A 24247-nucleotide genomic window follows, 5' to 3' on the forward strand; every position below is an offset into this window, starting at 1 on the left:
AAACCATGACATTGAAAGAGTTAGTGGTTGGTTTCGGCACCCAGGTACGCAGTATCTGGATGATCGGCATGCACGCTTTCGCCAAGCGCGAAACCCGCATGTATCCGGAAGAACCAGTGTATCTGCCGCCGCGCTACCGTGGCCGTATCGTGCTGACGCGCGACCCGGACGGTGAAGAGCGCTGCGTAGCCTGTAACCTGTGTGCGGTAGCCTGCCCGGTAGGGTGTATCTCCCTGCAGAAAGCCGAGATGAAAGACGGTCGTTGGTATCCGGAGTTCTTCCGCATCAACTTCTCTCGCTGCATCTTCTGCGGCCTGTGTGAAGAAGCCTGCCCGACCACCGCGATTCAGCTTACCCCGGACTTCGAGCTGGGTGAGTACAAGCGCCAGGATCTGGTGTATGAGAAAGAGGATCTGCTGATCTCCGGTCCGGGCAAATACCCGGAATATAACTTCTACCGGATGGCAGGTATGGCAATCGACGGCAAAGATAAGGGCGAAGCGGAAAACGAAGCCAAGCCTATCGACGTCAAAGGCCTGTTACCTTAAGGAGTCAGGAATGGAATTCGCTTTTTATATCTGCGCCATTGTGGCCGTCCTGACGACCCTTCGGACGATTACTCACACCAATCCGGTGCATGCGCTGCTGTACCTGATCATCTCGCTGCTGGCGATCTCCGGGGTATTTTTCTCCCTCGGGGCTTACTTCGCCGGTGCGCTGGAGATCATCGTCTACGCCGGGGCTATCATGGTGCTGTTCGTCTTCGTGGTGATGATGCTCAACCTCGGTAACGCGGTTCAGCAGCAGGAACGCGAGTGGCTGAAGCCGCAGCTGTGGATCGGGCCTGGTATCCTGTCTGCAGTCCTGTTGGTGGTTCTGATTTACGCAATCCGCACCGTTAACGACCAGGGCATCGACGGCACGTCTATCGATGCGAAACAGGTCGGTATCGCGCTGTTCGGGCCTTACGTTCTGGCGGTGGAGCTGGCCTCCATGCTGCTGCTCGCAGGTCTGGTCGTTGCGTTCCACCTGGGTCGTGAAGACCGTGTCGGCGAGGTGCTGAGCAATCGCCCTGCTGACATGGCCGTGAGAAGAAAAACGGAGGAGAACGTATGATCCCGCTGCAACATGGACTGATCCTCGCCGCCATTTTGTTCGTGCTGGGTCTGACCGGTCTGGTCATTCGCCGCAACCTGCTGTTCATGCTGATCAGCCTGGAAGTGATGATTAACGCCGCCGCGCTGGCCTTCGTGGTTGCCGGCAGCTACTGGGGCCAGGCTGACGGTCAGGTGATGTATATACTCGCGATTAGCTTAGCTGCTGCCGAAGCCAGTATTGGCCTCGCGCTGTTACTGCAGCTCCATCGTCGTCGCCAGAATCTGAATATCGATTCAGTAAGTGAGATGCGTGGATGAACCTTCTCTGGTTAACCATTGTTCTGCCATTGATTGGCTTTTTACTGTTGGCATTCTCCCGCGGCCGCTGGTCAGAAAACCTGTCCGCAACCATCGGGATGGGCTCAGTAGGTCTGGCGGCGGTTGTCACCGCTATTGCCGGGGTTGATTTCTTTAACAACGGGCAGCAGGCGTTTACTCAGCCGCTGTGGACCTGGATGGCGGTCGGTGACTTTAACATCGGCTTCAACCTGGTGCTGGACGGCCTGTCCCTGACCATGCTTTCTGTGGTTACTGGCGTCGGCTTCCTGATCCACATGTTCGCGTCCTGGTACATGCGCGGCGAAGAGGGTTACTCCCGCTTCTTCGCCTACACCAACCTGTTCATCGCCAGCATGGTGGTTCTGGTTCTTGCCGATAACCTGCTGCTGATGTACCTCGGCTGGGAAGGCGTGGGCCTCTGTTCTTACCTGCTGATTGGTTTCTACTACACCGATCCGAAGAACAACGCGGCGGCAATGAAAGCGTTCGTGGTGACCCGCGTGGGCGACGTGTTCCTGGCCTTTGGCCTGTTCATTCTCTACAACGAACTGGGTACGCTGAACTTCCGCGAAATGGTTGAACTGGCGCCGCAGCACTTTGCTGCCGGTAACCAGATGCTGACCTGGGCAACCCTGATGCTGCTGGGCGGTGCGGTTGGTAAATCTGCACAGCTTCCGCTGCAAACATGGCTGGCGGATGCGATGGCGGGTCCAACCCCTGTCTCTGCACTGATTCACGCGGCCACCATGGTTACCGCAGGCGTCTATCTGATTGCCCGTACCCACGGTCTGTTCCTGATGACTCCGGAAATTCTGCATCTGGTGGGTATCGTTGGTGCCGTTACGCTGGTGCTGGCAGGCTTTGCCGCGCTGGTACAGACAGACATCAAACGCGTACTCGCTTACTCCACCATGAGCCAGATTGGCTACATGTTCCTGGCGCTGGGCGTGCAGGCGTGGGATGCGGCAATCTTCCACTTGATGACCCACGCGTTCTTTAAAGCGTTGCTGTTCCTGTCATCCGGCTCGGTGATTCTGGCGTGCCATCACGAACAAAACATCTTCAAGATGGGTGGCCTGCGTAAGTCCATTCCGCTGGTGTATGTCTGCTTCCTGGTTGGGGGCGCGGCGCTGTCCGCTCTGCCGCTGATTACCGCAGGCTTCTTCAGTAAAGATGAAATTCTTGCCGGTGCGATGGCGAACGGCCACATCAACCTGATGGTTGCGGGCCTGGTCGGGGCGTTCATGACTTCGCTCTACACCTTCCGCATGATTTTCATTACGTTCCACGGTGAAGAAAAAATTCACGCTCACGCAGGGAAGGGGATTACCCACCACCTGCCGCTGGTTGTTCTGCTGGTGCTGTCCACCTTCGTTGGCGCAATGATTGTGCCACCGCTGCGCGGCGTACTGCCGGAAACCACTGAACTTGCGCACGGCAGCGTGCTGACCCTGGAGATTATCTCCGGCGTCGTCGCCATTGCCGGTATCCTGATTGCCGCCTTCCTGTGGCTGGGTAAACGTACTCTGGTGACGTCGCTTGCGAACAGCGCACCTGGGCGTTTCTTCGGTACCTGGTGGTTCAATGCCTGGGGCTTCGACTGGCTGTACGACATGATTTTCGTCAAGCCGTTCCTCGGTATTGCGTGGCTGCTGCGCCGTGACCCGCTGAATGCTTTGATGAACATTCCGGCAGTTCTCTCCCGCTTCGCTGGCCGCGGCCTGCTGGTGAGCGAGAACGGTTATCTGCGCTGGTATGTTGCGTCTATGAGCATCGGGGCCGTTGTGGTGCTCGGCCTGCTGCTGGTTCTGCGTTAACAGGATTTCTTCCATCCCCCTCTCTCTGATGAGAGAGGGTCGGAGTGGGGCTTAATACCTCCTCTGGCGCTGGGAAGTGAGCGATGTTTAAGAATTATTTTGACTTAGGGACTCAAACGCCATGCTATTACCCTGGCTAATACTAATCCCCTTTATCGGCGGCTTCTTCTGCTGGCAGACCGAACGCTTCGGCGTGAAAGTGCCTCGCTGGATAGCGCTGATTACCATGGGGCTGACACTGGCTCTCTCTCTGCAATTGTGGTTGCAGGGTGGCTACTCACTGACGCAGGCGGCGGGTTTACCGCAGTGGCAGTCTGAATTTGTTCTGCCGTGGATCCCACGTTTTGGCATCGAAATTCACCTGGCGCTCGACGGTCTGTCGCTGCTGATGGTGGTACTGACCGGCCTGCTCGGCGTGCTGGCGGTACTTTGTTCCTGGAATGAAATCGAAAAATATCAGGGCTTCTTCCACCTCAACCTGATGTGGATCCTCGGTGGCGTTATCGGCGTGTTCCTTGCCATCGATATGTTCCTGTTCTTCTTCTTCTGGGAAATGATGCTGGTGCCGATGTACTTCCTGATTGCGCTGTGGGGCCACAAAGCCTCCGACGGGAAGACGCGTATTACCGCTGCAACCAAGTTCTTCATCTATACCCAGGCGAGTGGTCTGGTGATGTTGATTGCCATCCTGGGTCTGGTGTTTGTGCACTACAACGCAACCGGCGTCTGGACCTTCAACTATGAACTGCTGCTGAAAACGCCGATGTCCCACGGCGTGCAGTGGCTGCTGATGCTGGGCTTCTTTATTGCCTTCGCGGTAAAAATGCCGGTGGTTCCTCTTCACGGCTGGCTGCCGGATGCGCACTCTCAGGCACCGACGGCGGGTTCCGTTGACCTGGCGGGTATCTTGCTGAAAACCGCGGCCTACGGCCTGCTGCGCTTCTCTCTGCCGCTGTTCCCTGAAGCGTCTGCGGAGTTCGCGCCGATCGCCATGTGGCTGGGTGTCATCGGCATCTTCTACGGCGCGTGGATGGCCTTTGCTCAGACTGATATTAAACGCCTGATTGCTTATACCTCCGTTTCCCACATGGGCTTCGTGCTGATTGCTATCTACACCGGCAACCAGCTGGCTTACCAGGGCGCGGTGATTCAGATGATTGCCCACGGTCTGTCCGCAGCGGGTATGTTCATCATCTGCGGTCAGCTTTATGAGCGTCTGCACACCCGTGACATGCGCATGATGGGCGGCCTGTGGAATAAAATTAAATGGCTGCCGGGCCTGTCGATGTTCTTCGCTGTTGCCACCCTGGGTATGCCTGGGACCGGTAACTTCGTCGGTGAATTTATGATCCTGTTCGGCAGCTTCCACGTTGTGCCGGTCATTACCGTGATTTCAACCTTCGGTCTGGTCTTCGCTTCTGTTTACTCCCTGGCGATGCTGCACCGTGCTTACTTCGGGAAAGCTAAGAGCGAAATCAGCGATAAACAGCTGCCTGGCATGTCCATGCGCGAGTTCTTTATCATTCTGTTGCTGGTGGTGCTGTTAGTTCTGCTGGGCTTCTTCCCGCAGCCGATTCTGGATACCTCGCATTCTGCGATGAGCAATATTCAGCAGTGGTTTACCAGTTCACTTTCTACTACAAGGCCGTAATTCGCCATGACAATAACTCCTCAACACTTGATCGCGCTGCTACCGCTGTTGATCGTCGGATTGACGGTGGTGGTTGTGATGCTCTCCATTGCGTGGCGACGCGACCATTTTCTGAATGCTACGCTGTCGGTTATCGGCCTTAACGCCGCGCTGATTTCACTGTGGTTTGTGGGTCAGGCAGGGGCGATGGACGTCACCCCGCTGATGCGCGTTGACGGCTACGCCATGCTTTACACCGGGCTGGTGCTGCTGGCGAGCCTGGCGACCTGTACCTTTGCTTACCCGTGGCTTCAGGGCTACACCGACAACCGCGAAGAGTTCTACCTGCTGGTACTGATTGCCGCCCTCGGCGGTATTCTGCTGGCTAACGCGAACCACCTCGCGGCACTGTTCCTCGGCATTGAGCTGATCTCTCTGCCGCTGTTCGGCCTGGTCGGCTATGCCTTCCGCCAGAAGCGTTCTCTGGAAGCCAGCATCAAGTACACCATTTTGTCAGCGGCGGCATCGTCCTTCCTGCTGTTCGGTATGGCGCTGGTTTACGCTGAGTCCGGTAGCCTGTCGTTTGTTAGCCTCGGTAAGAGCCTGGCGGACAACATGCTGCACGAACCTCTGCTGCTGGCGGGTCTGGGCCTGATGATTGTCGGTCTTGGCTTCAAGCTGTCTCTGGTGCCGTTCCATCTGTGGACCCCAGACGTTTACCAGGGCGCACCTGCCCCGGTCTCCACCTTCCTGGCAACCGCCAGCAAAATCGCCATTTTTGGCGTGGTGATGCGTCTGTTCCTCTACGCGCCGGTGGGCAACAGCGAAGCGGTTCGTGTGGTGCTGGGCATTATCGCCTTCGCCTCCATCCTCTTCGGTAACCTGATGGCGCTGAACCAGTCCAACATCAAGCGTCTGCTGGGCTATTCGTCCATCGCTCACCTTGGTTACCTGCTGGTGGCGCTGATTGCGCTGCAGACTGGCAATATGTCGATGGAAGCGGTAGGGGTTTATCTGGCCGCTTACCTGTTCAGCAGCCTGGGTGCGTTCGGCGTGGTTAGCCTGATGTCCAGCCCGTACCGTGGCCCGGATGCCGACTCACTGTTCTCCTATCGTGGTCTGTTCTGGCACAAGCCGGTGCTTTCTGCGGTAATGACCGTGATGATGCTTTCCCTGGCGGGTATTCCAATGACCCTGGGCTTCATCGGCAAGTTCTACATCATCGCAGTCGGCGTTCAGGCCCATCTGTGGTGGCTGACCGGTGCCGTGGTTCTGGGCAGCGCCATCGGCCTTTACTACTATCTGCGCGTGACCGTGAGCCTGTATCTGAGCGCACCTCAGCAGCTTAACCGTGATACCCCATCTAACTGGGCGTTGACCGCGGGCGGCGTGGTGGTGCTGATTTCCGCCCTGCTGGTGCTGCTGCTGGGGGTTTATCCGCAGCCGCTTATCAGCCTGGTGCAGTTAGCACAGCCGCTGATGTAATCGGGTTTACGAAACCGTTCAAAAACCGCCACTTGTTGGCGGTTTTTTTATGGGCTCAGCCTTTGGCCAACTCAAGAATAAAATCCAGAAAACAGCGGGTGCGTGCGGCGGGATTGATACGTGAAGGGTAGTAAGCATAAAGCGGGAAGCGCTCGTCAGGCCAGTCGGGAAATAAATCCACCAGTTGCCCCTTTTTCACCAACTCGCCGGAGCCAAACGTCATCATCTGGGCAATAGCGTGCCCGCTCAGACAGGCTTCATGCAAAGTACGGGCGTCGTTCAGCGTCAGGCGTCCGCTGACAGGGACTTTAATCACCTCTCCCTTACGATGAAACTCCCACTCAAACGGCCGGCCTGTTTCCGGATCTCGAAAATGAATGCAGGTGTGCGCCAGTAGCGCCTGCGGTGTTTCAGGCCTGCCATGTCGCGCCAGATAGGCGGGGGTGGCGACCGTCATGATGCGTGTTTCCAGCAGCTTTCTTGCCACCAGCGTGCTATTGCGCGGTACGCCAAAGCGAATCGCGAGATCGAAACCGTCGCCAATCATATCTCCCAGCCGATCGCTGGTCACCAGATCCAGTTCGAGTTCGGGATAGCGGGACATAAACGTTTCCAGCTGAGGCCCCAAAATCAGGCTGGAAAAGAACGGATCGATATTCACCCTGAGCCTGCCGGTAACCGCCTTTGTGGAGAGAGACGCGGTGCTGGTCACGTCTTCCAGCGCGACTAGAAGCGGCAGGATCTGGCGGTAAAATTCTTTGCCTTCTACCGTCAATGCCACCGCGCGGGTGGTGCGATCAAAGAGTCGGATACCGAGGCGTTTCTCCAGCCTGGCAATCGCCCGGCTCACCCCCGGTGGCGACATATTGATCACCTCCGCGGCGGCGGCAAAAGTGCCGCTTTCTACCACGGCGGTAAACACGGACAGGCCGTCAAATGTCCGATCGTTGAAAATCATATTAGTGCCTCAAAGTCATCAGTGAATTGCCTATGGTGCTATCGATACAACATAGCCGGATCCGCATAATGCCGTCCACACCCTGTGGTGGGATCTCAAACTGGAGAAACATTATGTTCGCAATTACAGGTATTACCGGGCAAGTTGGCGGCGCACTGGCAGAAGCATTGCTTGCTCAAGGACATGAGATTCGGGCTGTCGTCCGCTCTGAAGCTAAAGGGCAGCCCTGGGCACAGCAGGGCGCTGACATTGCGCTGGCAGAAATGCACGAGGGTGAAGCGCTGGCCAAAGCCTTCAACGGGGCTGAAGCGGTCTTTATCCTGCTGCCGCCGGTGTTCGATCCTTCAGGGAATATGGCTGAACCAAGAGCTCATATCGCGGCCATCAGGCACGCATTGCTCGCTGCTCGCCCGCAACACGTGGTCTGTCTTTCCACTATCGGGGCGCAGGCGACGCAGCCAAACCTGCTGAATGCGCTGGGATTGATGGAAAAAGAGCTCACGGATGTTTGTGATTCCGTCGTGTTCCTTCGCGCGGGCTGGTTTATGGAGAACTTCCTCTGGGATGTGGAAAGTGCCAAAGAGACCGGGATTATCTACAGCCACCTGCAGCCGCTGGCGCGAGCCATCCCGATGATTGCTACGGTGGATATCGGCCAGCTTGCCGCCGAATTGCTGGTTCAGCCGGAATCAGGAACTCGTATTGTCGAGCTGGAAGGGCCGCAACGTTACAGCCCGCAGCTGGCAGCTGAAGCGTTCTCTCAGGTTCTGGGGCAACCGGTAACGGTAAAGGCCGTTCCGCGTGAAAACTGGGAAGCAGATTTCCTTGCTCAAGGCATGAAAAATCCGCTCCCGCGTATGAAAATGCTGGACGGCTTCAACGAAGGCTGGATCGATTTCGCCGGGGAAACGGTGAAAGCTGCCACACCTCTGGAAACTGTGCTAAAACAGTTGCTTGAGCGTCATCACTAACCCATCAGGTGGCGCCTGAATCAACAGGAGTTTTTCAATGCTTAACTGGCAGGATTTACACCATTCTGAACTGAGCGCCACCGACCTCTATGCCCTTTTGGCCCTGCGCTGTGAAGTCTTTATTGTTGAGCAGCGCTGCGCTTATCTGGATGTTGATGGTGAGGATCTGGTGGGAGAAAACCGCCATATTCTCGGCTGGCGGGACGGCAAATTAATTGCCTACGCCCGCATTCTTAAGAGCGATAACGATCTGGAGCCGGTGGTCATTGGCCGGGTTATTGTCGATGCATCCGTACGTGGCGAAAAGCTTGGGCAACAGCTAATGACTCAGGCGCTTGCCGCCTGTCAGCGTCAGTGGCCTGAACGCGCGATTTACCTGGGTGCACAGGCGCATTTACAGGCCTTTTATGCTCAGTTTGGCTTCCACCCGGTAACCGAAGTCTATGACGAAGATGGTATCCCGCATATCGGGATGGCGAACAGCCTGGCGGGCGAAACCTGTTGATGTTGTCTATAGTTAGCGGACGAGAAATTTTTTAACACGGAGAACAGTGATGCAACCGTATGAATCTCGTCTTGATGATGACCTCGCACTTTTAAGCGACACGCTGGAAGAAGTGCTTCGCGCCTCCGGCGATCCGGCTGACCAGAAGTATATTGAGCTAAAGGAAAAGGCCGAACAGGCGCTGAATGACGTCAAAGCACGCATCAGCAACGCTTCCGACACTTACTATTACCGCACCAAAAAAGCGGTATACCGCGCCGATGATTACGTGCACGAAAAGCCCTGGCAGGGCATTGGCATCGGGGCTGCAGTCGGGCTGGTGATTGGGCTTTTGCTCCGCCGATAATCTTGACCACGCCTGCAAACGGCAAATAAAGAATCTTACCCCCTGGGTAGGATTTTTTTTTGTGGTAACGACCACGTATAATCAGGGGTTTTTACGGAGCGTGAGGTAAACGTGAATTCAGTAGCCGTAGCGCTGCAGCAAATGCAGCAGGAATTAGCAGGAGAATTTGCGGATGCGCCGGGCCTTCAGCGCCTGTGTGTGCCGGTCACGCTGAGTGATGCCTCCGATCCTCTCGCCTGGCTAACTGCCCAATCGCTCTATCCTCAATTTTACTGGCAGCAGCGCAGCGGTAACGAAGAAGTTGCCGCGCTGGGCGCGTTGCTGAGTTTTTCTGCCCTGGAAGAAGCTCAGACATTTTTACAGTCCCACCCGGAACAGCCTTTTTTGCGCGTCTGGGGGTTAAATGCTTTCGACCCGGCTAACGGTTTCCTGTTTCTCTCGCGCGTGGAATGGCGGCGCGTAGGCGGGGAGGCGTTTCTTTGGCTGCATCTGTACAGTGAAACGTCACTAAAGCAGGACGCGATAGCAGCCGCCGCATTTATTGAGCAGCTTTTGCCGGCAAAACTTCTCCCGCAGCTAAACCTCAAATGCCTCGGCGAAACCCATCTCCCGGAACAGCCTGAATGGCACCGCCTGGTAGACCAGGTTGTGAGCGCTATTAGCCAGCATGAACTGGATAAAGTTGTGCTGGCCCGGGCCACCGACCTGGCGTTTTCATCCCCGGTTTCTGCCGCAGGGTTTATGGCCGCCAGCCGCCGGATTAACCTGAACTGCTACCATTTCCTGATGGCGTTTGATGCGAAAAACGCCTTTCTTGGCTCCAGCCCGGAGCGTCTGTGGCGAAGAATCGACGACGCGCTGCGAACTGAGGCCCTGGCCGGAACGGTGGCAAACCATCCCGACGATGCCCAGGCCGCTAAATTAGGGCAGTGGCTGCTGAAAGATGACAAAAACCAGCGCGAAAATATGCTGGTGGTAGAAGACATCTGCCAGCGCTTGCAGGCCGCGGTTGGCGCGCTGGACGTGCTGCCCCCGCAGGTGATGCGGCTGCGCAAAGTTCAGCATCTTCGCCGCTGCATCTGGACGCAGCTCAAGCGTCAGGATGATGCGCTTTGCCTCCATCAGCTACAGCCAACCGCGGCGGTGGCAGGCCTGCCGCGCGAACTTGCCCGCGCATTTATTGCCGCGAACGAGCCTTTTGAGCGTGAATGGTATGCAGGCTCCGCAGGCTACCTGTCCCACCATCAAACGGAGTTCTGCGTGGCGTTGCGCTCGGCGAAAGTAAGCCACACCGGCGTTCGTCTTTATGCTGGGGCGGGCATCGTCGCCGGCTCGGTGGCCGCAGAAGAGTGGCAGGAAATTGAAAACAAAGCGGCTGGATTGAAGACGCTGCTGGTTGGCGGCGGCAACTGAATAATCTATTCACGACGCAAATCAATTTAACTCTTTCCATAGTATTTATAATCAATAGTCGAAATTGACTGCGGACAATATTATGTCGATAAGCTCATTTAACCGCCGCTGGGCGGGCGTCATACTCGAAGCGTTGACCCGACATGGGGTGCGGCACGTGTGTATCGCGCCCGGATCCCGCTCCACGCCGCTGACCCTCAGCGCGGCGGATAACCGCAGTTTCATTTGTCACACCCATTTTGATGAACGCGGCCTGGGCCATCTGGCGCTTGGACTGGCAAAGGCCAGCGGCGAGCCGGTGGCAATCATCGTCACCTCTGGCACCGCCGTGGCCAATCTTTATCCTGCCGTGATAGAAGCCGGTTTGACCGGCGAAAAACTGATTTTGCTGACGGCCGACCGCCCGCCGGAGCTTATCGACTGCGGCGCAAACCAGGCGATTCGCCAGTCGGGGCTGTTCAGCTCCCATCCTTCCGCTGTGCTTAACCTGCCTCGCCCGACGCACGATATTCCCGCCAACTGGCTGGTGTCTGCGGTCGACAGCGCCGTCGGCCAGCTAAGCGGTGGCGCACTGCACATCAACTGCCCGTTTGCCGAGCCGCTTTACGGCGCGCCGGATGACACTGGCCTTGACTGGCAGAACCAGCTGGAAGGCTGGTGGGAAGGCAACGCGCCCTGGCTGCGTGAGGTCCACGAAAATACCGTGCCGAAGCAAAGGGACTGGTTTTTCTGGCGGCAAAAGCGCGGCGTGGTGGTGGCCGGGCGACTTTCCGCCAGCGAAGGTGAACAGGTCGCGGCCTGGGCGCAAATGCTCGGCTGGCCGCTCATCGGCGATGTGCTTTCACAGACCGGGCAGCCGCTGCCGTGCGCGGATCTGTGGCTGAGTAATAGCCAGGCCGTTGCCTGCCTGGAGCAGGCGCAAATAGTCATTCAGTTTGGCGGCAGCCTGACAGGAAAACGCGTTCTTCAGTGGCAGGCCGCCTGCCGACCAGAAGAATACTGGCTGGTCGATGTGCAGCCCGGGCGTCTTGATCCTGCCAACCACCGTGGCCGCCGTCTGGTTGCCAGCGTTGAAGCCTGGCTGGAAAAACATCCGGCAGAAAAACGCCTGCCCTGGGCCGAGACATTAACGTCTCTTGCCTGGCAGACGCTGGAAAAGGTTGAGCAAGGCACAAGCGAATTTGGTGAGGCACAGGTTGCTCAGCGCCTGCCGCTGCTGCTGCCTGAAGGCGGTCAGCTGTTTGTTGGCAACAGCTTAATTGTTCGCTTGATTGACGCTTTCGCCCAGCTTCCCGTTGGGTATCCGGTTTACAGCAACCGGGGCGCGAGCGGCATTGACGGCCTGCTGTCCACCGCCGCGGGCGTTCAGCGGGCAACGGCACGCTCCACGCTCGCGATAGTCGGCGATATTTCTGCCCTTTACGATCTCAACGCGCTGGCGTTGCTGCGCCACGCCTCGGCGCCGTTTGTGCTGCTGGTGGTCAACAATAACGGGGGGCAGATCTTCTCACTTTTGCCGACGCCTGCCGAAGAACGTGAGCGTTTTTACTGTATGCCGCAAAACGTGAACTTCTCCCACGCTGCGGCCATGTTTGGGCTGGGTTATCAGAACCCAGAAAACTGGCAGGCGCTTGAAGAAGCCGTTCGCCGGGCCTGGCTTCGCCCTGGTGCCACGGTGATTGAAATCACCGTCCCGGAAACCGCCGGGGCCCAAACGCTGCAGCACCTGCTGGCCCAGGTTAGCCAGGCATGATCCTTCATGCCGTCCCGCATTTGGGCCGCCGTTCAACTCTGCCGTGGATTGTCTGGCTGCACGGTTTTCTTGGCAGCCGTCAGGAATGGGAAGCGTTTGAGCCTCATTTTCCCGACTGGCCGCAGCTCAGAATAGATTTGCCCGGCCACGGCGGTTCCGCCGACGTCCCCGTGCAGAACTTTGCCGAGGTCGATAGCGCGCTACGAAATACCCTCAAACATCACGGCATCGATAATTATTGGCTAGTCGGCTACTCCCTCGGTGGGCGAGTCGCGATGTATCACGCCTGCCAGCCAGAACCGAAAGGTCTGCGTGGGCTAGTCGTTGAAGGCGGCCATCCCGGTCTAAACGGCGAAGCAGAACGCGAGGCGAGGGCGCTGAGTGATGCCCATTGGGCGCAGCGCCTGACGCATGAAAACTTTCAGACCGTGCTTGACGACTGGTACCAGCAGCCGGTCTTCCGTTCGTTAAGCGGCGAACAGCGTGCCGAACTAGTCGCCCTGCGTGTGCAAAACAATCCGCAGGCGTTGGCCCGAATGCTTGAGGCGACTTCGCTTGCCTCCCAGCCTGATTTGCGTGAGCCGCTAAGCCAGTTGGCCGTTCCTTTTCATTATTTGTGCGGTGAGCGAGACGAAAAGTTTCGCGCCGTTGCCGCAGAGCTTGGTTGCTCTCTGGCACTGATTTCTGGCGCCGGGCATAACGCACATCGGGAAGCTCCCGCTGCGTTTAGTTCCACGCTCCTAACCCTCTTTCGTCACTATGACCTGTAAGGATCTCTCATGATTTATCCTGATGAACAAATGCTTTACGCCCCGGTTGAATGGCTGGATTGCTCTGAAGGCTACACCGATATTCGCTACCACAAATCCAGCGACGGTATCGCCAAAATCACCATCAACCGCCCGGAAGTGCGTAATGCGTTTCGTCCGCTGACCGTCAAAGAGATGATCAATGCCCTGGCCGACGCGCGCTATGACGACAACATCGGCACCATTATTCTGACCGGCGAAGGGGAAAAAGCCTTTTGTGCGGGCGGTGACCAGAAAGTGCGAGGCGACTACGGCGGCTATCAGGACGCAAGCGGTGTGCATCACCTGAACGTGCTCGACTTCCAGCGTCAAATTCGTACCTGCCCTAAACCGGTGGTGGCGATGGTGGCGGGCTTTTCCATCGGCGGCGGCCATGTGCTGCACATGATGTGTGACCTGACCATTGCGGCGGAAAACGCCGTCTTCGGCCAGACTGGCCCGAAAGTAGGTTCTTTCGACGGTGGCTGGGGGGCTTCCTACATGGCCCGCATCGTTGGCCAGAAAAAGGCTCGCGAGATTTGGTTCCTGTGCCGCCAGTATGACGCGAAAGAAGCTTTGGACATGGGCCTTGTGAATACCGTTGTGCCGATTGCTGACCTGGAAAAAGAGACCGTGCGCTGGTGCCGTGAAATGCTGCAGAACAGCCCGATGGCGCTGCGCTGCCTGAAAGCGGCGCTGAATGCCGACTGTGACGGGCAGGCCGGGCTGCAGGAACTGGCGGGTAACGCCACCATGCTGTTCTATATGACCGAAGAAGGTCAGGAAGGCCGCAACGCGTTCAACCAGAAACGCCAGCCGGACTTCAGCAAATTTAAACGGAATCCGTAATGCGCCGCGCGGCGCTATGGCGCTTTCAAATCCCGATGGAAGCAGGTGTTGTGCTCCGCGACCAGCGCCTCAGGTTCAGAGAGGGCCTGCTGGTGCGGCTGACGCTGGGCGAGAGCTCCGGATGGGGGGAGATTTCGCCTCTACCTGGCTTTAGCCTTGAAAGCCTCGCGGAAGCTCAGGCGCGCGCCGAGCGCTGGCTTGATCAATGGGTAGCCGATGAATCGGCCCCGTTGCCCGAACTGCCGTCCGTCGCGTTCGGCCTGAGCTGTGCGCTGGCTGAAGCAAGCGGCACGCTGCCTCAGGCTGCGGATTACCGCGCGGCTCCGCTGTGTACCGGCGATCCTGACGAGCTGATTCTTGCGCTGGCGGCGATGCCAGGCGAAAAGGTGGCAAAGGTCAAAGTCGGCCTGTACGAAGCCGTGCGGGACGGCATGGTGGTCAATCTGCTGCTTGAGGCCTTGCCTGAACTGCATTTGCGTCTTGATGCTAACCGCAGCTGGACGCCGCTCAAGGCACAGCAGTTCGCTAAATACGTTAAGCCGGATCACCGCTCGCGCATCGATTTTGTCGAAGAACCGTGTAAAACCCGCGAGCAGTCTCGCGAGTTCAGTCGGGAAACGGGGATTGCGATTGCCTGGGACGAGAGCGTGCGAGAGAGTGATTTCGTTTTCGCCGCAGAGCCGGGCGTTTCGGCAATGGTTATCAAACCGACGCTGACCGGAAGCCTGGATAAAGTGCGTGAGCAGGTCACCTCCGCGCACAAATTAGGGTTAAAAGCGGTGATCAGCTCCTCCATTGAGTCGAGCCTGGGGCTGACCCAGCTGGCTCGCATCGCCGCCTGGCTCACGCCGGGAACCCTGCCCGGGCTGGATACGTTGTCCCTGATGCAGTCTCAGCTTGAGCGCAGCTGGCCGGGTAGCTCGCTGCCTTGCATAAGCGCCAATCAGCTTGAGCGTATTCGATGATCTTTCCCGACTGGCCGTGGCGTCACTGGGCAAACGTCCGGGGCGCAAATGTCGCGCTCCGCCTCGATGATGAACGCTTAACCTGGTCAACCCTGTGTCAGCGCATCGATGCGCTGGCGGGAGGCTTTTGCCAGCAGGGCGTAAAAGAAGGTGATGGCGTTGCGCTTAAAGCGAAAAATGGCCCGCAAACGCTGCTTGCCTGGCTGGCGCTATTGCAGTGCGGCGCGCGGGTTCTTCCACTAAATCCACAGCTTCCTGAAAGCCTTCTTGCTGAGCTCTTGCCGTCGATGACGCTGAGCTACGGCATCACCTTAACCGACGTTTGTCCGCTGCCTGGCTTGACGCCGCTGCGGCTGGTGGATGCCGCGCCCAGGTGCGAAAGCTGGCGGCCATCGCGTTTCGCCTCTATGACGCTGACCTCTGGTTCAACCGGGTTACCTAAAGCGGCCGTACATACATGCTCGGCCCACCTTGCCAGCGCGGCGGGTGTGCTGTCGATGATGGATTACGGCGCCGAAGATAGTTGGCTTTTGTCACTGCCGCTGTTTCACGTTTCCGGGCAAGGGATCCTCTGGCGCTGGCTGTATGCCGGTGGCCAACTGAAGGTTTCTTCTGCTCAGTCGATAAGCGAAGCTTTACGGGAGTGCAGTCATGCCTCGCTGGTGCCGACTCAGCTGTGGCGGCTGCTGGAGCAGCAACAGCCGTCGGCGCTGCGTGAAGTGCTTCTTGGCGGGGCAGCCATCCCTGTTGAACTGACGCAGCAGGCTGAAGCGCGCGGCGTCCGATGCTGGTGCGGCTATGGCTTAACCGAGCTGGCTTCGACGGTCTGTGCGAAGCGCGCCGATGGGCAGTCTGACGTTGGCGAACCTCTGCCGGGGCGGGAGGTGAAAATCGTCGATGAAGAGGTGTGGATCCGCGCGGACAGCCTGGCCAGCGGCTACTGGCGTGATGGCCAGCTTGTTCCTCTGGCAAATGAACAAGGCTGGTTTACTACCCGTGATAGAGGCGTTTTGCAGGCGGGACGCCTGACGATAATGGGACGCCTTGACAACCAGTTCTTCAGCGGCGGGGAAGGCATTCAGCCGGAAGAGGTGGAGCGGGTCATTGCGACACATCCTGCGGTACAGCAGGTGTTTGTGGTGCCCGTTGATGACGCTGAGTTTGGACAGCGGCCGGTTGCCGTTGTTGAGACTAATGCGGAATGTGATTTTAACGAGATTGCCGCCTGGCTTGACGGCAAGTTGCCTCGTTTTCAGCGGCCAGTGCGTTGGATAGCGCTGCCGCAGGAGTTAAAACAAGGCGGGATTAAAATCTCCCGCCATAGGCTAATGGAATGGGCAGCAGGGGCATAACCCCTGCAATCTATTACTTATCGTTCTTAAGCGCTTTGAGTGCGTTAGCCACTCCCGCGCCGTATTCAGGATGGACCTGGCTGAACAGACAAATCTGTCGCGCCTGAATACTTTCCGGCACGTCTTTCATCTCCCCGGCGATACGCGCAAACATGCGCTGATGCTCCTCATCGCTCAGCAGGTTGTACAGCGCCCGTGGCTGACTGAAATAGTCGGCATCTTCGCGATGGTTCCAGTGGTCGGCCGCGCCTTCAAGGCTTAGCGGCGGCTCGCTGAAATCTGGCTGCTCCTGGAAAACGTTGAAGCTGTTTGGCTCGTAGGTTGCGCCGTTGCCGCTGTTGCCGTCCACGCGCATCGCACCATCGCGGTGATAGTTATGGAACGGACATTTTGGCGCATTCACCGGGATCTGATGATGGTTCACGCCAAGGCGATAGCGGTGCGCATCGCCGTAGGAGAACAGGCGCCCCTGCAGCATTTTATCCGGGGAGAAGCCAATACCCGGCACGACGTTTGCCGGAGACATCGCCGCCTGTTCGACATCCGAGAAGTAATTTTCAGGGTTGCGATTCAGTTCGATATACCCGACCTCAATCAGAGGGTAGTCGCCGTGCGGCCAGATCTTGGTCAGATCAAACGGGTTGTACGGTGTTTTTGACGCTTCGGCTTCCGGCATAACCTGAATGAACAGCTTCCAGCGTGGGAAGTCACCGGCCTCAATGGCTTCGTACAGATCGCGCTGCGAGCTTTCGCGGTCTTCAGCGATGATTTTTCCCGCTTCTTCGTCCATCAGGTTCTCAATGCCCTGTTGGGTTTTAAAGTGGAATTTCACCCAGAAACGCTCATTGTCTTTATTGATAAAACTAAAAGTATGGCTGCCAAAGCCGTGAATGTGACGATAAGAGCGCGGTAAGCCTCGGTCGCTGAAATCAATGGTCAGTTGGTGAAGCGCTTCCGGCAGATGTGAGAAGAAATCCCATTTATACGTCGGGTTACGCAGGTTGGTGCGTGGGTCGCGTTTTACGACGTGGTTCAGGTCCGGGAACTTGAGCGGGTCACGGAGATAGAACACCGGCGTGTTGTTGCCCACCAGGTCCCAGTTGCCTTCCTCGGTATAGAATTTCATGGAAAAACCGCGGATATCTCGCTCGGCGTCGGCGGCGCCACGTTCACCGGCAACGGTGGAGAAACGCATAAACATTTCTGTTTTTTTGCCGACTTCCGAAAAGAGTTTTGCTCGGGTGTAGCGGGTGATGTCGTGAGTAACGGTAAAATGGCCGAAAGCACCAGAACCTTTGGCGTGCATACGGCGCTCGGGAATAACCTCCCGGTCAAAATGCGCTAACTTTTCAAGAAACCAGACGTCCTGAAGCAGCATAGGGCCACGCGGGCCTGCGGTAGCGACGTTGTTGTTATCGGCAACGGGTGCGCCTGCGGCGGTGGTTAATCCTTTCTTGCTCATCAATGCCTCCCTAAGACCTGGGTCAAGTAGTTACAGAAAAATGTTAAATATAGACCATATTTATAATGTGGCTACATTCATTGCCGGAACACTTTTGCACTTTCCACCGTCGTGGTTCATTGATCTTATCCCCGGAAATGCGGTCTTTTCATTTCCTTACACTCAAGGAAATATTGGCATTTCCTAACGCGTTAATAAGATAATGCGCCACGCCATCCGATGGCGTTTTCAAGGGCAGCCCTTTTTCTTTTTCAGGAACCAAGGAATGAATAAATTACTTTTAGCCGGCGGCGCGGGTTTGCTGCTGGTTTCTGCAGGTGCCAGCGCGATTGGCGTGAGTGCTGAAGTCGGCAAGGAATACACTAATCTCGGCGTGGGTTTTGGCACCGAAAGCAGCGGCATTGCGGTAACCGGTAACTATGCGCATAACGACGACAACGGCGACGCCGTGGGTCTTGGCCTCGGCTTTAATATTCCTCTGGGGCCGATGATGGCTACCGTAGGCGGTCGTGGCGTTTACCTACATCCAAAAGATCGCAAAGAAGGCTATGCGATTGCGGCCGGTGGCGGTCTGAAATGGCCGATCACGCCTGATATTGCCGTATTTGGTGATTACTATTATTCCCCGGACTCTCTGTCCAGCGGCGTGAAGGACTATAAAGAAGCAAGCGCCGGCGCAAGCTGGAACTTTATGCGTCCGTTCTCGGCCCAGGTGGGATATCGCTACATTAGCCTCGGCGGCAAAGACGGTGACCGGACTGATACCGTTGCCGACGGTCCGTATGTGGGCGTCAGCGCCAGCTTCTAATCCTTCAACGCGGCTTTTAGCCGCGTTGAAGTTGCTGACAAAGAGGAAAAAATCGTGGTTTTTTCCTCTTTGTGGTTATCAGCCGAAAATCAATGAATTGATTTTCCAGTTTTTTGACGAATCCTTTGGAGTTTTTTCTATCACCAGAGATTGGTCAGTAGTCTAAGCGCGGCTTTTAGCCGCGTTTTTTGTGCCTGCCGTTCCCCGGAGCCTGCGCTATAGTGGGGCGTTCCCTTGCTGCGGAGTAAAAGATGTTAAAAGTAGAAATGCTGTCAACCGGCGACGAAGTGCTGTACGGGCAAATTACCGATACCAATGCAGCCTGGCTTGCCGACTATTTCTTTAACCAGGGTTTACCGATGTCGCGCCGCAATACGGTGGGCGACAGCCTGCCAGACCTGGTTGCCGTGCTGAAAGAGCGTAGCCATGAAGCTGATGTGCTGATTGTTAACGGTGGTCTGGGGCCAACCAGCGATGATTTAAGCGCGCTGGCGGCGGCTACCGCTGCGGGCGTTGAGTTGGTTGAGCATGCCGAATGGTTAGCCTGGATGGAGCAGTTCTTCGCCGAGCGTGGGCGAGTGATGGCCCCGAGCAACCGCAAGCAGGCACAAATTCCGGCCAACAGCGAAATGATCGACAACCCCGTTGGCACCGCCTGTGGTTTTGCATTGAAACTAAACCGCTGCCTGATGTTCTTCACCCCCGGCGTGCCATCAGAATTTAAGGCGATGGTAGATAAAGAAATTATGCCCCGGCTACGCGCGCGTTTTACGCTCCCTGAACCTCCAGTATGCCTGCGTTTAACCACCTTTGGGCGTTCTGAAAGCGAGCTGGCGCAATGCCTTGATCCGCTGACGTTGCCGGATGATGTGGTGATGGGCTATCGCTCATCCATGCCGATTATCGAGCTTAAGCTCACCGGCCCGGCCAGCCAGCGTGAGGCGATGGAAGCGGTATGGCCAGAGGTGCGCCGTGTCGCCGGTGATAGCCTGATTTTTGAAGGGACCGAAGGGCTGCCTGCGCAAATAGCACGCCGCCTCGTCGAGCGTTCACTGACCATCGCCGTGAGTGAACAGTTTACCGGCGGTCTGCTGGCGCTGCAGTTGACGCGGGCACAGGCTGCGCTGAAAGCAAGTCATGTTCTGCCGCAGGAGGCTGGCATGCTGACTGATGCGCTGCAGTCCAGCTCAGACCTGCGTATGAACCAGCAGAGCGATGTGGCCCTGGTGATTGCCGGTGAGGAAGCACAGCAGATTAATTTTGCGCTTTCCACACCAGCCGGCACCTTTGGTCTTGGCGTGAAGTTTGGCACCAGCCGCCACGCGTTGGCAATACGCCAGGAAGTCTGCGCCATGATGGCGCTTAACGTGCTGCGCCGCTGGCTCAACGGCCAGCCGCTGGAAACCGAGCACGGCTGGATTAAGGTCGTAGAGTCAGCCAGCCTTTAGGCTTCAGGCGAGCGCCCGTGCCAGCAGCGTAATCGGGTGCTCGCAGCGTTTGCTGGTCGACATCTCTATTTGCCATTTACAGGTTTCACAGTCGGTAACCACCAGGTCAACGCCGCTCTCTTCTATCTGCTGGAACAGCGGCGCGCCGATGCGCTGAGAGGTCGGATAGTTTTCTTTTTTAAACCCATAGGTGCCGGCGATGCCGCAGCATTGGGAGTCCAGCATCACCAGCTCCACGCCGGGAATTCGACGCAGCAGCTCAACGGAATAAAGCGTCCAGCCCATTTTCTCCATGTGGCAAGGTGTATGGTAAACAATGCGTAGCGGCGTGTTTTTTAGCGCCAGCCTTCTGCCATCTTCTTCCAGCAGTTTCCAGATATAACGCGTGGCGAGCTCAATGCGATCGCGAACCGGGGTGGTATCCACGCCGAGAATATGCGGATATTCATCGCGCAGGGTGAAAGTGCAGGTCGAAGAGGTCGCCAAAACCGGCAGCCCGCGCTGGATAACCGCTTCTTCCAGCGAGCTGGCGTTCACCTTCGCCTGTTTTTTTGCCTTTTCGATAAAGCCATTGGCGATGAGCGGCACGCCGCAGCACTTTTCTCTTTTCAGCAACTGGACGCCGATGCCCATCGCGTTAAGCACTTTAACCATGTCTTTGCCAAGCTGCGGATGGTTGTAATTCACAAAGCAGCCGTGGAAGAAAGCGACCTGCTGCGGGAAGCTGGCCTGGTGCGCAGCCTGGCGTCGATACCACTGACGGAAAGTGCCAAAGGAGTATTTAGGCAACTCACGATGGGAATCAATGTTTAGCGCTTTGTCCAGCAGCTTACGTACGGGCTTCATGCCGGTAGCGGCGTTGACCAGCGGAGCGAAGGGCGTGGAGAGCGTGCCCATTAAATCGGTATGGCTGAGAATCGCGTCGCGCAGGGAAGGTTTATGCTCGCCGTATTTAGCCCGCGCCCGCTGGATAATGTCGCCAATGTTGACCTCAGACGGGCAGGAGACTTCGCAGCGCTTGCAGTTGGTGCAGTACTTTAGCGCGTCGTCATACAGCGAAGGATCTTTCAGGCGCAGCCTTTCCCCGTCGGGCCCGGCCTGTTTGGGACCCGGATATTCCGGGCGTACGCGGCTTACCGGGCAGGCCGTGGTGCAGACCGTGCACTTAATACAGCTTTCAAAGCTGGTTTCATCAAGCAGGTTCATGGCAAGCCTCCGCGGCAACAAGGATTTGATCGGCCACACAGAGCGCTGTGAGCATTGAAACACCTCCACCACATCCCTGCTGAATAGGGTCAAAGCCGCCCAGCACGGAACCGATGGCGTAGAGATTTTTTGTGTATTCACCGTGGTGGAACGGCTGGAAGTGGTTATTCACGGTAAGCCCAAACTGCAGCCACGGCTGTGGCGTAAAGAAATCTGCCTTACTCCATGAGGCGCGATCCTCCGGCACCTCAACGTCCAGCCCGAAGATGGGCTCGCTGACCTGATGTCGGCTTGCTGCCAGTCCGCCGCTGAAAAAGCTCCCGCTGGCCAGAATGACATGGCGGGTACGCAGCGGTACTTCACGGTGATTTTTGGTGAACAGGGCGTTGATGCAGCCTTGTTCAAGCTGAGCGCCCGTGACGGTATCACCCGGCATGATAAGCCCGCCCAGGGCCTGAAAATGGCGGCGGAGCGCATTGTGGAGCTGCATTCCAGGTACCGAAGGTGGCAGCGTTGGCAGCAGTTTTACCGGCACATTGAGTGCCTGTTCAACGGCCTCAACAGTTCGACCTTCGAGACCGAGGCAGGCGGGCAGAATCATGGCCTCGCCGCTGCCCAGCATTAGCCTTAGTTCATCCACCAGCGCCGGGAGGTTTTCCGGCAGATCCAGCACCCGGGCGATGTTTACGGCACGAAACTCGCTTGGGTTATTACGCAACACGTCAAGCACGGGCAAGGTGAGTTCGGCGACGTGTGTGACACAGCCCGAGGACGAAAGCGAACCGGCCACCAGCTCTGCCTGAAAGTCCAGAAAGCCTGCGATATTAATCACCGTCACTTTTTGCCAGGGCAGCGGAGCCTGCGGGACTTCCGGCGGGCTGAGCCAGCTGGCTCTTTGCTTGCCCAGCGGCGTGATTCTGAGATGGTTCTGGCGGTAATGACCCGTCAGAGGAATGCCTGCTCTGGCCAACAATCGTTCACTTTCTGCGGCGAGCGCCAGCACGCTTTCTTTGCCCATCAGACTGTAAGGATGCCGGGGGGCTTGTTCCGCCAGGCTTTTCAGCGCGGCCTCTGGTTCATGAACTGGAGTACCGTCCGGCAGCGCCGAAAGTAAATCCAGCGAACCAGAAGAGAAGTGCAGCGCGCTTTGTCCGCGACTGACGATGGCGCAGCGCTGACCGTTTTCCGCCAGCTTTATGCCAGCGGTCAGCCCGGCCAGGCCGCCGCCGATAATGATGGTGTCGAATTTCATCCCTGTTCTCCGTTATCCAGGCCGCACAATCCCTGGTAGACCCAGGCGGTAAATTCACTTTCCCGCAGCGCATTTCCCCAGGCGACAGGGCGAACGCCCTTCCAGCGTTCGTTCAGGAAGTGAGAAAGCTGTTCCAGCGATTGCGCGGGCGTAGTGAGCTGAAAACGCTGCAGGAGACCGGCAGCCCGGCAGGCGCACAGCTCGCCCTGGCAGGTGCCCATACCCACGCGCGTTCTGCGGCGTAAATCGCCCAGGCTTTTTACGCCAAGGGCATCGATGGCATAGCGAACCTCGCCGGAGGTGACGGCTTCGCATTCGCAAACCAGGCTGTTGCTGAGGCGGTTGTTATTGAGCAGTCGTGTCGCACGGTCACCATGTCGCCAGACGGCGGAGCCGCGAATCGTAGGCGGTAAGGAGATAACTTTGCCCAGCGTTTGCTCCGCCGTGTGTTCGGATCCCGGCAGCGACGTCGAGGCGGTAGAGCAGGGCGTCGTGTTCCCCAGCCGCTTGCAAACCAGGTCCGTTGCCCATTCCGCCATCAGGCGGTAGGTCATGAGTTTGCCTCCGGTAATGGTGATAAAGCCGTCCATACCGTCGCGTTTCGCGTGGTCCAGCAGCACAATCCCACGGCTGACGCTGCGCCCGGTAGGATCGTCGTCGCTGGCAACCAGGGGCCTGACGCCAGCGTAGGCCCGAAGAATACGGGTTCTGCCCAGTACAGGAGCCAGTTTTTCACCTTCGCGGATCAGAATATCCACCTCATCCGGCGTGACGCACATCTTGTCGATCTGGTCGTAGTCGATATGCGTGGAGGTGGTGCCAATAAGCGAGATAGTGTCACCGGGGACAAGTATATCGGCGTCTGCCGGTTTACGGCAGCGGTTGATGACCATGTTATTGATGCGATGCCCGAGGATCAGTAATGCCCCTTTTGCCGGGAACATTTTTACGCTGAGATCTGCGTATTCTGCGATGCGTTGCCCCCAGATCCCTGCGGCATTCACCACCATTTGCGCTCTGAACTCTCCTGCCTGTCGGGTGAGATGATTGTATACGCGTACGCCGCAGACCCTGGATCCTTCGCGAATCAGGCCGGTAATTTCGCAGCCCGTCAGAACTTCAGCCCCGTGTTCCTTCGCATCGAGCATATTGGCGGCGGTCAGGCGAAACGGATCGACCGTGCCATCCGGCACACGAACGGCGCCAATTAACGTTGGGTTTGCGGACGGCTCCAGCCGCAGCGCCTCTTTGGGATCCAGCGCTTGTGCATCGATACCGGCCCGACGGCAGGCGGTGATAAACCCGCTTTGAAACGCCAGGTCATCTTCCGGCAGAGTGATAAACAAGCCGTCCGTGGGCTCGATACAATGCCGCGCGATGCGCCGTAGAATGCGGTTTTCTTCGATGCACTCTTTGGCTGATTCCCCGTCGGTGACCGCGTAGCGTGCGCCGCTATGAAGCAGACCGTGATTGCGGCCGGTGGCGCCCGTCGCGATATCGTGACGCTCAAGCAGCAGTACTTTTAACCCACGGCGGGCGCAGTCTCGCGCTATCCCGGCGCCGGTCGCTCCGCCACCGATGATAATCACGTCCGTTTCTCTGCTCACATAGCGCTCCTTTGTCCCCTTTTTATTTATTGTTATTCAGCCACAAAGAAAGTGTGGAATGTTTGATTGCGAGCAAATTCGAGCAATAAACGAAAATTATTAATAAAAATATGCACCATTTCGCCTCTTTGTAATAAAAATGTAACATTGTGTGCGATGTTTCACAGTAAATACGCGCATAGATAACTACCATGCG

At 57.2% G+C, this 24247-nt stretch carries 22 protein-coding genes; 17 read left to right on the forward strand and 5 right to left on the reverse strand.

The annotated features are described in order from the left end of the window. Positions 1 to 5: 5 nt before the first annotated feature. The 6 genes from nuoI to nuoN all read left to right on the forward strand — a co-directional run bounded on the left by nuoI (position 6) and on the right by nuoN (position 6368). A complete protein-coding gene (gene nuoI, locus CNE01S_RS08065; RefSeq protein WP_008459780.1) occupies positions 6 to 548 on the forward strand; it encodes an NADH-quinone oxidoreductase subunit NuoI in 543 nt (180 codons plus the stop codon). Between the two features lie 10 nt (positions 549 to 558). Then, a complete protein-coding gene (gene nuoJ / locus CNE01S_RS08070) occupies positions 559 to 1116 on the forward strand; it encodes an NADH-quinone oxidoreductase subunit J (protein WP_061274963.1) in 558 nt (185 codons plus the stop codon). Then, positions 1113 to 1415 carry an NADH-quinone oxidoreductase subunit NuoK gene (gene nuoK, locus CNE01S_RS08075; RefSeq protein ID WP_008459783.1) on the forward strand — a complete coding sequence of 101 codons (303 nt, stop codon included), beginning with the start codon at positions 1113 to 1115 and terminating at the stop codon, positions 1413 to 1415. Before nuoJ ends, nuoK begins: the two co-directional genes overlap by 4 nt. After that, the gene (gene nuoL / locus CNE01S_RS08080) at positions 1412 to 3253 is read left to right on the forward strand and encodes an NADH-quinone oxidoreductase subunit L (RefSeq protein WP_061274965.1); all 1842 of its coding nucleotides are present in this window, start codon (positions 1412 to 1414) and stop codon (positions 3251 to 3253) included. Before nuoK ends, nuoL begins: the two co-directional genes overlap by 4 nt. 121 nt (positions 3254 to 3374) lie before the next feature. After that, a complete protein-coding gene (nuoM, locus tag CNE01S_RS08085; RefSeq protein ID WP_038480887.1) occupies positions 3375 to 4904 on the forward strand; it encodes an NADH-quinone oxidoreductase subunit M in 1530 nt (509 codons plus the stop codon). Between the two features lie 6 nt (positions 4905 to 4910). Beyond that, on the forward strand, positions 4911 to 6368 hold the full coding sequence (gene nuoN / locus CNE01S_RS08090) for an NADH-quinone oxidoreductase subunit NuoN (RefSeq protein ID WP_038480890.1): 1458 nt from the start codon (positions 4911 to 4913) through the stop codon (positions 6366 to 6368). Positions 6369 to 6423: 55 nt separating this feature from the next. On the opposite strand, the gene CNE01S_RS08095 is transcribed toward nuoN, so the two are convergent. Continuing rightward, a complete protein-coding gene (locus CNE01S_RS08095; RefSeq protein WP_061274967.1) occupies positions 6424 to 7326 on the reverse strand; it encodes a LysR family transcriptional regulator in 903 nt (300 codons plus the stop codon). Between the two features lie 113 nt (positions 7327 to 7439). Between CNE01S_RS08095 and CNE01S_RS08100 the strand changes: the two genes are divergently transcribed. From CNE01S_RS08100 to menE, 9 genes are all read left to right on the forward strand, one after another. After that, the gene (locus CNE01S_RS08100) at positions 7440 to 8297 is read left to right on the forward strand and encodes an NmrA family NAD(P)-binding protein (protein WP_061274969.1); all 858 of its coding nucleotides are present in this window, start codon (positions 7440 to 7442) and stop codon (positions 8295 to 8297) included. A gap of 37 nt (positions 8298 to 8334) precedes the next feature. Continuing rightward, positions 8335 to 8802, forward strand: a complete 468-nt coding sequence (locus tag CNE01S_RS08105; protein WP_061274971.1) for a GNAT family N-acetyltransferase — start codon at positions 8335 to 8337, stop codon at positions 8800 to 8802. Between the two features lie 49 nt (positions 8803 to 8851). Beyond that, positions 8852 to 9148: a stress response protein ElaB gene (elaB, locus tag CNE01S_RS08110; RefSeq protein ID WP_039305055.1), complete on the forward strand. Its 297-nt coding sequence runs from the start codon at positions 8852 to 8854 to the stop codon at positions 9146 to 9148. A gap of 111 nt (positions 9149 to 9259) precedes the next feature. Further along, positions 9260 to 10561 carry an isochorismate synthase MenF gene (menF, locus tag CNE01S_RS08115; protein ID WP_061274973.1) on the forward strand — a complete coding sequence of 434 codons (1302 nt, stop codon included), beginning with the start codon at positions 9260 to 9262 and terminating at the stop codon, positions 10559 to 10561. Between the two features lie 82 nt (positions 10562 to 10643). Further along, entirely contained in the window at positions 10644 to 12314 is a 1671-nt protein-coding gene (menD, locus tag CNE01S_RS08120; RefSeq protein ID WP_061274975.1) for a 2-succinyl-5-enolpyruvyl-6-hydroxy-3-cyclohexene-1-carboxylic-acid synthase, read from the forward strand. Continuing rightward, positions 12311 to 13084 carry a 2-succinyl-6-hydroxy-2,4-cyclohexadiene-1-carboxylate synthase gene (menH, locus tag CNE01S_RS08125; RefSeq protein WP_061274977.1) on the forward strand — a complete coding sequence of 258 codons (774 nt, stop codon included), beginning with the start codon at positions 12311 to 12313 and terminating at the stop codon, positions 13082 to 13084. The genes menD and menH overlap by 4 nt, the downstream gene beginning before the upstream one ends. Before the next feature lie 9 nt (positions 13085 to 13093). Then, complete coding sequence (menB, locus tag CNE01S_RS08130) at positions 13094 to 13951, forward strand: 1,4-dihydroxy-2-naphthoyl-CoA synthase (RefSeq protein ID WP_045783288.1); 858 nt, start codon at positions 13094 to 13096, stop codon at positions 13949 to 13951. Further along, positions 13951 to 14916 carry an o-succinylbenzoate synthase gene (gene menC / locus CNE01S_RS08135; RefSeq protein ID WP_061274979.1) on the forward strand — a complete coding sequence of 322 codons (966 nt, stop codon included), beginning with the start codon at positions 13951 to 13953 and terminating at the stop codon, positions 14914 to 14916. Before menB ends, menC begins: the two co-directional genes overlap by 1 nt. After that, on the forward strand, positions 14913 to 16268 hold the full coding sequence (menE, locus tag CNE01S_RS08140; RefSeq protein ID WP_061274981.1) for an o-succinylbenzoate--CoA ligase: 1356 nt from the start codon (positions 14913 to 14915) through the stop codon (positions 16266 to 16268). Before menC ends, menE begins: the two co-directional genes overlap by 4 nt. A 13-nt stretch (positions 16269 to 16281) precedes the next feature. Here the strand turns inward: menE and katA are convergent, their stop codons facing one another. Next, on the reverse strand, positions 16282 to 17730 hold the full coding sequence (gene katA, locus CNE01S_RS08145) for a catalase KatA (RefSeq protein ID WP_061274983.1): 1449 nt from the start codon (positions 17728 to 17730) through the stop codon (positions 16282 to 16284). A 265-nt stretch (positions 17731 to 17995) separates the two neighbouring features. On the opposite strand from katA, the gene CNE01S_RS08150 reads away from it, so the two are divergent. Both CNE01S_RS08150 and CNE01S_RS08155 read left to right on the forward strand, forming a co-directional pair. Beyond that, positions 17996 to 18538, forward strand: coding sequence for a YfaZ family outer membrane protein (locus tag CNE01S_RS08150; RefSeq protein WP_061274985.1), 543 nt, complete (start codon positions 17996 to 17998; stop codon positions 18536 to 18538). A 251-nt stretch (positions 18539 to 18789) separates the two neighbouring features. Beyond that, entirely contained in the window at positions 18790 to 19986 is a 1197-nt protein-coding gene (locus tag CNE01S_RS08155) for a nicotinamide mononucleotide deamidase-related protein YfaY (protein ID WP_061274987.1), read from the forward strand. 3 nt (positions 19987 to 19989) lie between these two features. Here the strand turns inward: CNE01S_RS08155 and glpC are convergent, their stop codons facing one another. Genes glpC through glpA form a run of 3 tightly spaced genes read right to left on the reverse strand, consistent with a single transcriptional unit; the run spans position 19990 to position 24051 of the window. Then, positions 19990 to 21192 carry an anaerobic glycerol-3-phosphate dehydrogenase subunit GlpC gene (gene glpC / locus CNE01S_RS08160; protein ID WP_061274989.1) on the reverse strand — a complete coding sequence of 401 codons (1203 nt, stop codon included), beginning with the start codon at positions 21190 to 21192 and terminating at the stop codon, positions 19990 to 19992. Further along, positions 21179 to 22444: a glycerol-3-phosphate dehydrogenase subunit GlpB gene (glpB, locus tag CNE01S_RS08165; RefSeq protein ID WP_061274991.1), complete on the reverse strand. Its 1266-nt coding sequence runs from the start codon at positions 22442 to 22444 to the stop codon at positions 21179 to 21181. Before glpB ends, glpC begins: the two co-directional genes overlap by 14 nt. Beyond that, positions 22441 to 24051, reverse strand: coding sequence for an anaerobic glycerol-3-phosphate dehydrogenase subunit A (gene glpA, locus CNE01S_RS08170; protein WP_061274993.1), 1611 nt, complete (start codon positions 24049 to 24051; stop codon positions 22441 to 22443). The genes glpB and glpA overlap by 4 nt, the downstream gene beginning before the upstream one ends. Between the last annotated feature and the right edge of the window lie 196 nt (positions 24052 to 24247).

It is taken from the genome of Cedecea neteri NBRC 105707 = ATCC 33855, from assembly GCF_001571265.1.
In the GTDB taxonomy this organism is placed as follows: Bacteria; Pseudomonadota; Gammaproteobacteria; order Enterobacterales; family Enterobacteriaceae; genus Cedecea; species Cedecea neteri.

Excerpts from the sequence above, each read along its gene's own strand:
- nuoI (WP_008459780.1), top strand. The coding sequence starts at position 6 with ATGACATTGAAAGAGTTAGTGGTTGGTTTCGGCACCCAGGTACGCAGT.
- nuoJ (WP_061274963.1), top strand. The coding sequence starts at position 559 with ATGGAATTCGCTTTTTATATCTGCGCCATTGTGGCCGTCCTGACGACC.
- nuoK (WP_008459783.1), top strand. The coding sequence starts at position 1,113 with ATGATCCCGCTGCAACATGGACTGATCCTCGCCGCCATTTTGTTCGTG.
- nuoL (WP_061274965.1), top strand. The coding sequence starts at position 1,412 with ATGAACCTTCTCTGGTTAACCATTGTTCTGCCATTGATTGGCTTTTTA.
- nuoM (WP_038480887.1), top strand. The coding sequence starts at position 3,375 with ATGCTATTACCCTGGCTAATACTAATCCCCTTTATCGGCGGCTTCTTC.
- nuoN (WP_038480890.1), top strand. The coding sequence starts at position 4,911 with ATGACAATAACTCCTCAACACTTGATCGCGCTGCTACCGCTGTTGATC.
- CNE01S_RS08095 (WP_061274967.1), bottom strand. The coding sequence starts at position 7,326 with ATGATTTTCAACGATCGGACATTTGACGGCCTGTCCGTGTTTACCGCC.
- CNE01S_RS08100 (WP_061274969.1), top strand. The coding sequence starts at position 7,440 with ATGTTCGCAATTACAGGTATTACCGGGCAAGTTGGCGGCGCACTGGCA.
- CNE01S_RS08105 (WP_061274971.1), top strand. The coding sequence starts at position 8,335 with ATGCTTAACTGGCAGGATTTACACCATTCTGAACTGAGCGCCACCGAC.
- elaB (WP_039305055.1), top strand. The coding sequence starts at position 8,852 with ATGCAACCGTATGAATCTCGTCTTGATGATGACCTCGCACTTTTAAGC.
- menD (WP_061274975.1), top strand. The coding sequence starts at position 10,644 with ATGTCGATAAGCTCATTTAACCGCCGCTGGGCGGGCGTCATACTCGAA.
- menH (WP_061274977.1), top strand. The coding sequence starts at position 12,311 with ATGATCCTTCATGCCGTCCCGCATTTGGGCCGCCGTTCAACTCTGCCG.
- menB (WP_045783288.1), top strand. The coding sequence starts at position 13,094 with ATGATTTATCCTGATGAACAAATGCTTTACGCCCCGGTTGAATGGCTG.
- menC (WP_061274979.1), top strand. The coding sequence starts at position 13,951 with ATGCGCCGCGCGGCGCTATGGCGCTTTCAAATCCCGATGGAAGCAGGT.
- menE (WP_061274981.1), top strand. The coding sequence starts at position 14,913 with ATGATCTTTCCCGACTGGCCGTGGCGTCACTGGGCAAACGTCCGGGGC.
- katA (WP_061274983.1), bottom strand. The coding sequence starts at position 17,730 with ATGAGCAAGAAAGGATTAACCACCGCCGCAGGCGCACCCGTTGCCGAT.
- CNE01S_RS08150 (WP_061274985.1), top strand. The coding sequence starts at position 17,996 with ATGAATAAATTACTTTTAGCCGGCGGCGCGGGTTTGCTGCTGGTTTCT.
- CNE01S_RS08155 (WP_061274987.1), top strand. The coding sequence starts at position 18,790 with ATGTTAAAAGTAGAAATGCTGTCAACCGGCGACGAAGTGCTGTACGGG.
- glpC (WP_061274989.1), bottom strand. The coding sequence starts at position 21,192 with ATGAACCTGCTTGATGAAACCAGCTTTGAAAGCTGTATTAAGTGCACG.
- glpB (WP_061274991.1), bottom strand. The coding sequence starts at position 22,444 with ATGAAATTCGACACCATCATTATCGGCGGCGGCCTGGCCGGGCTGACC.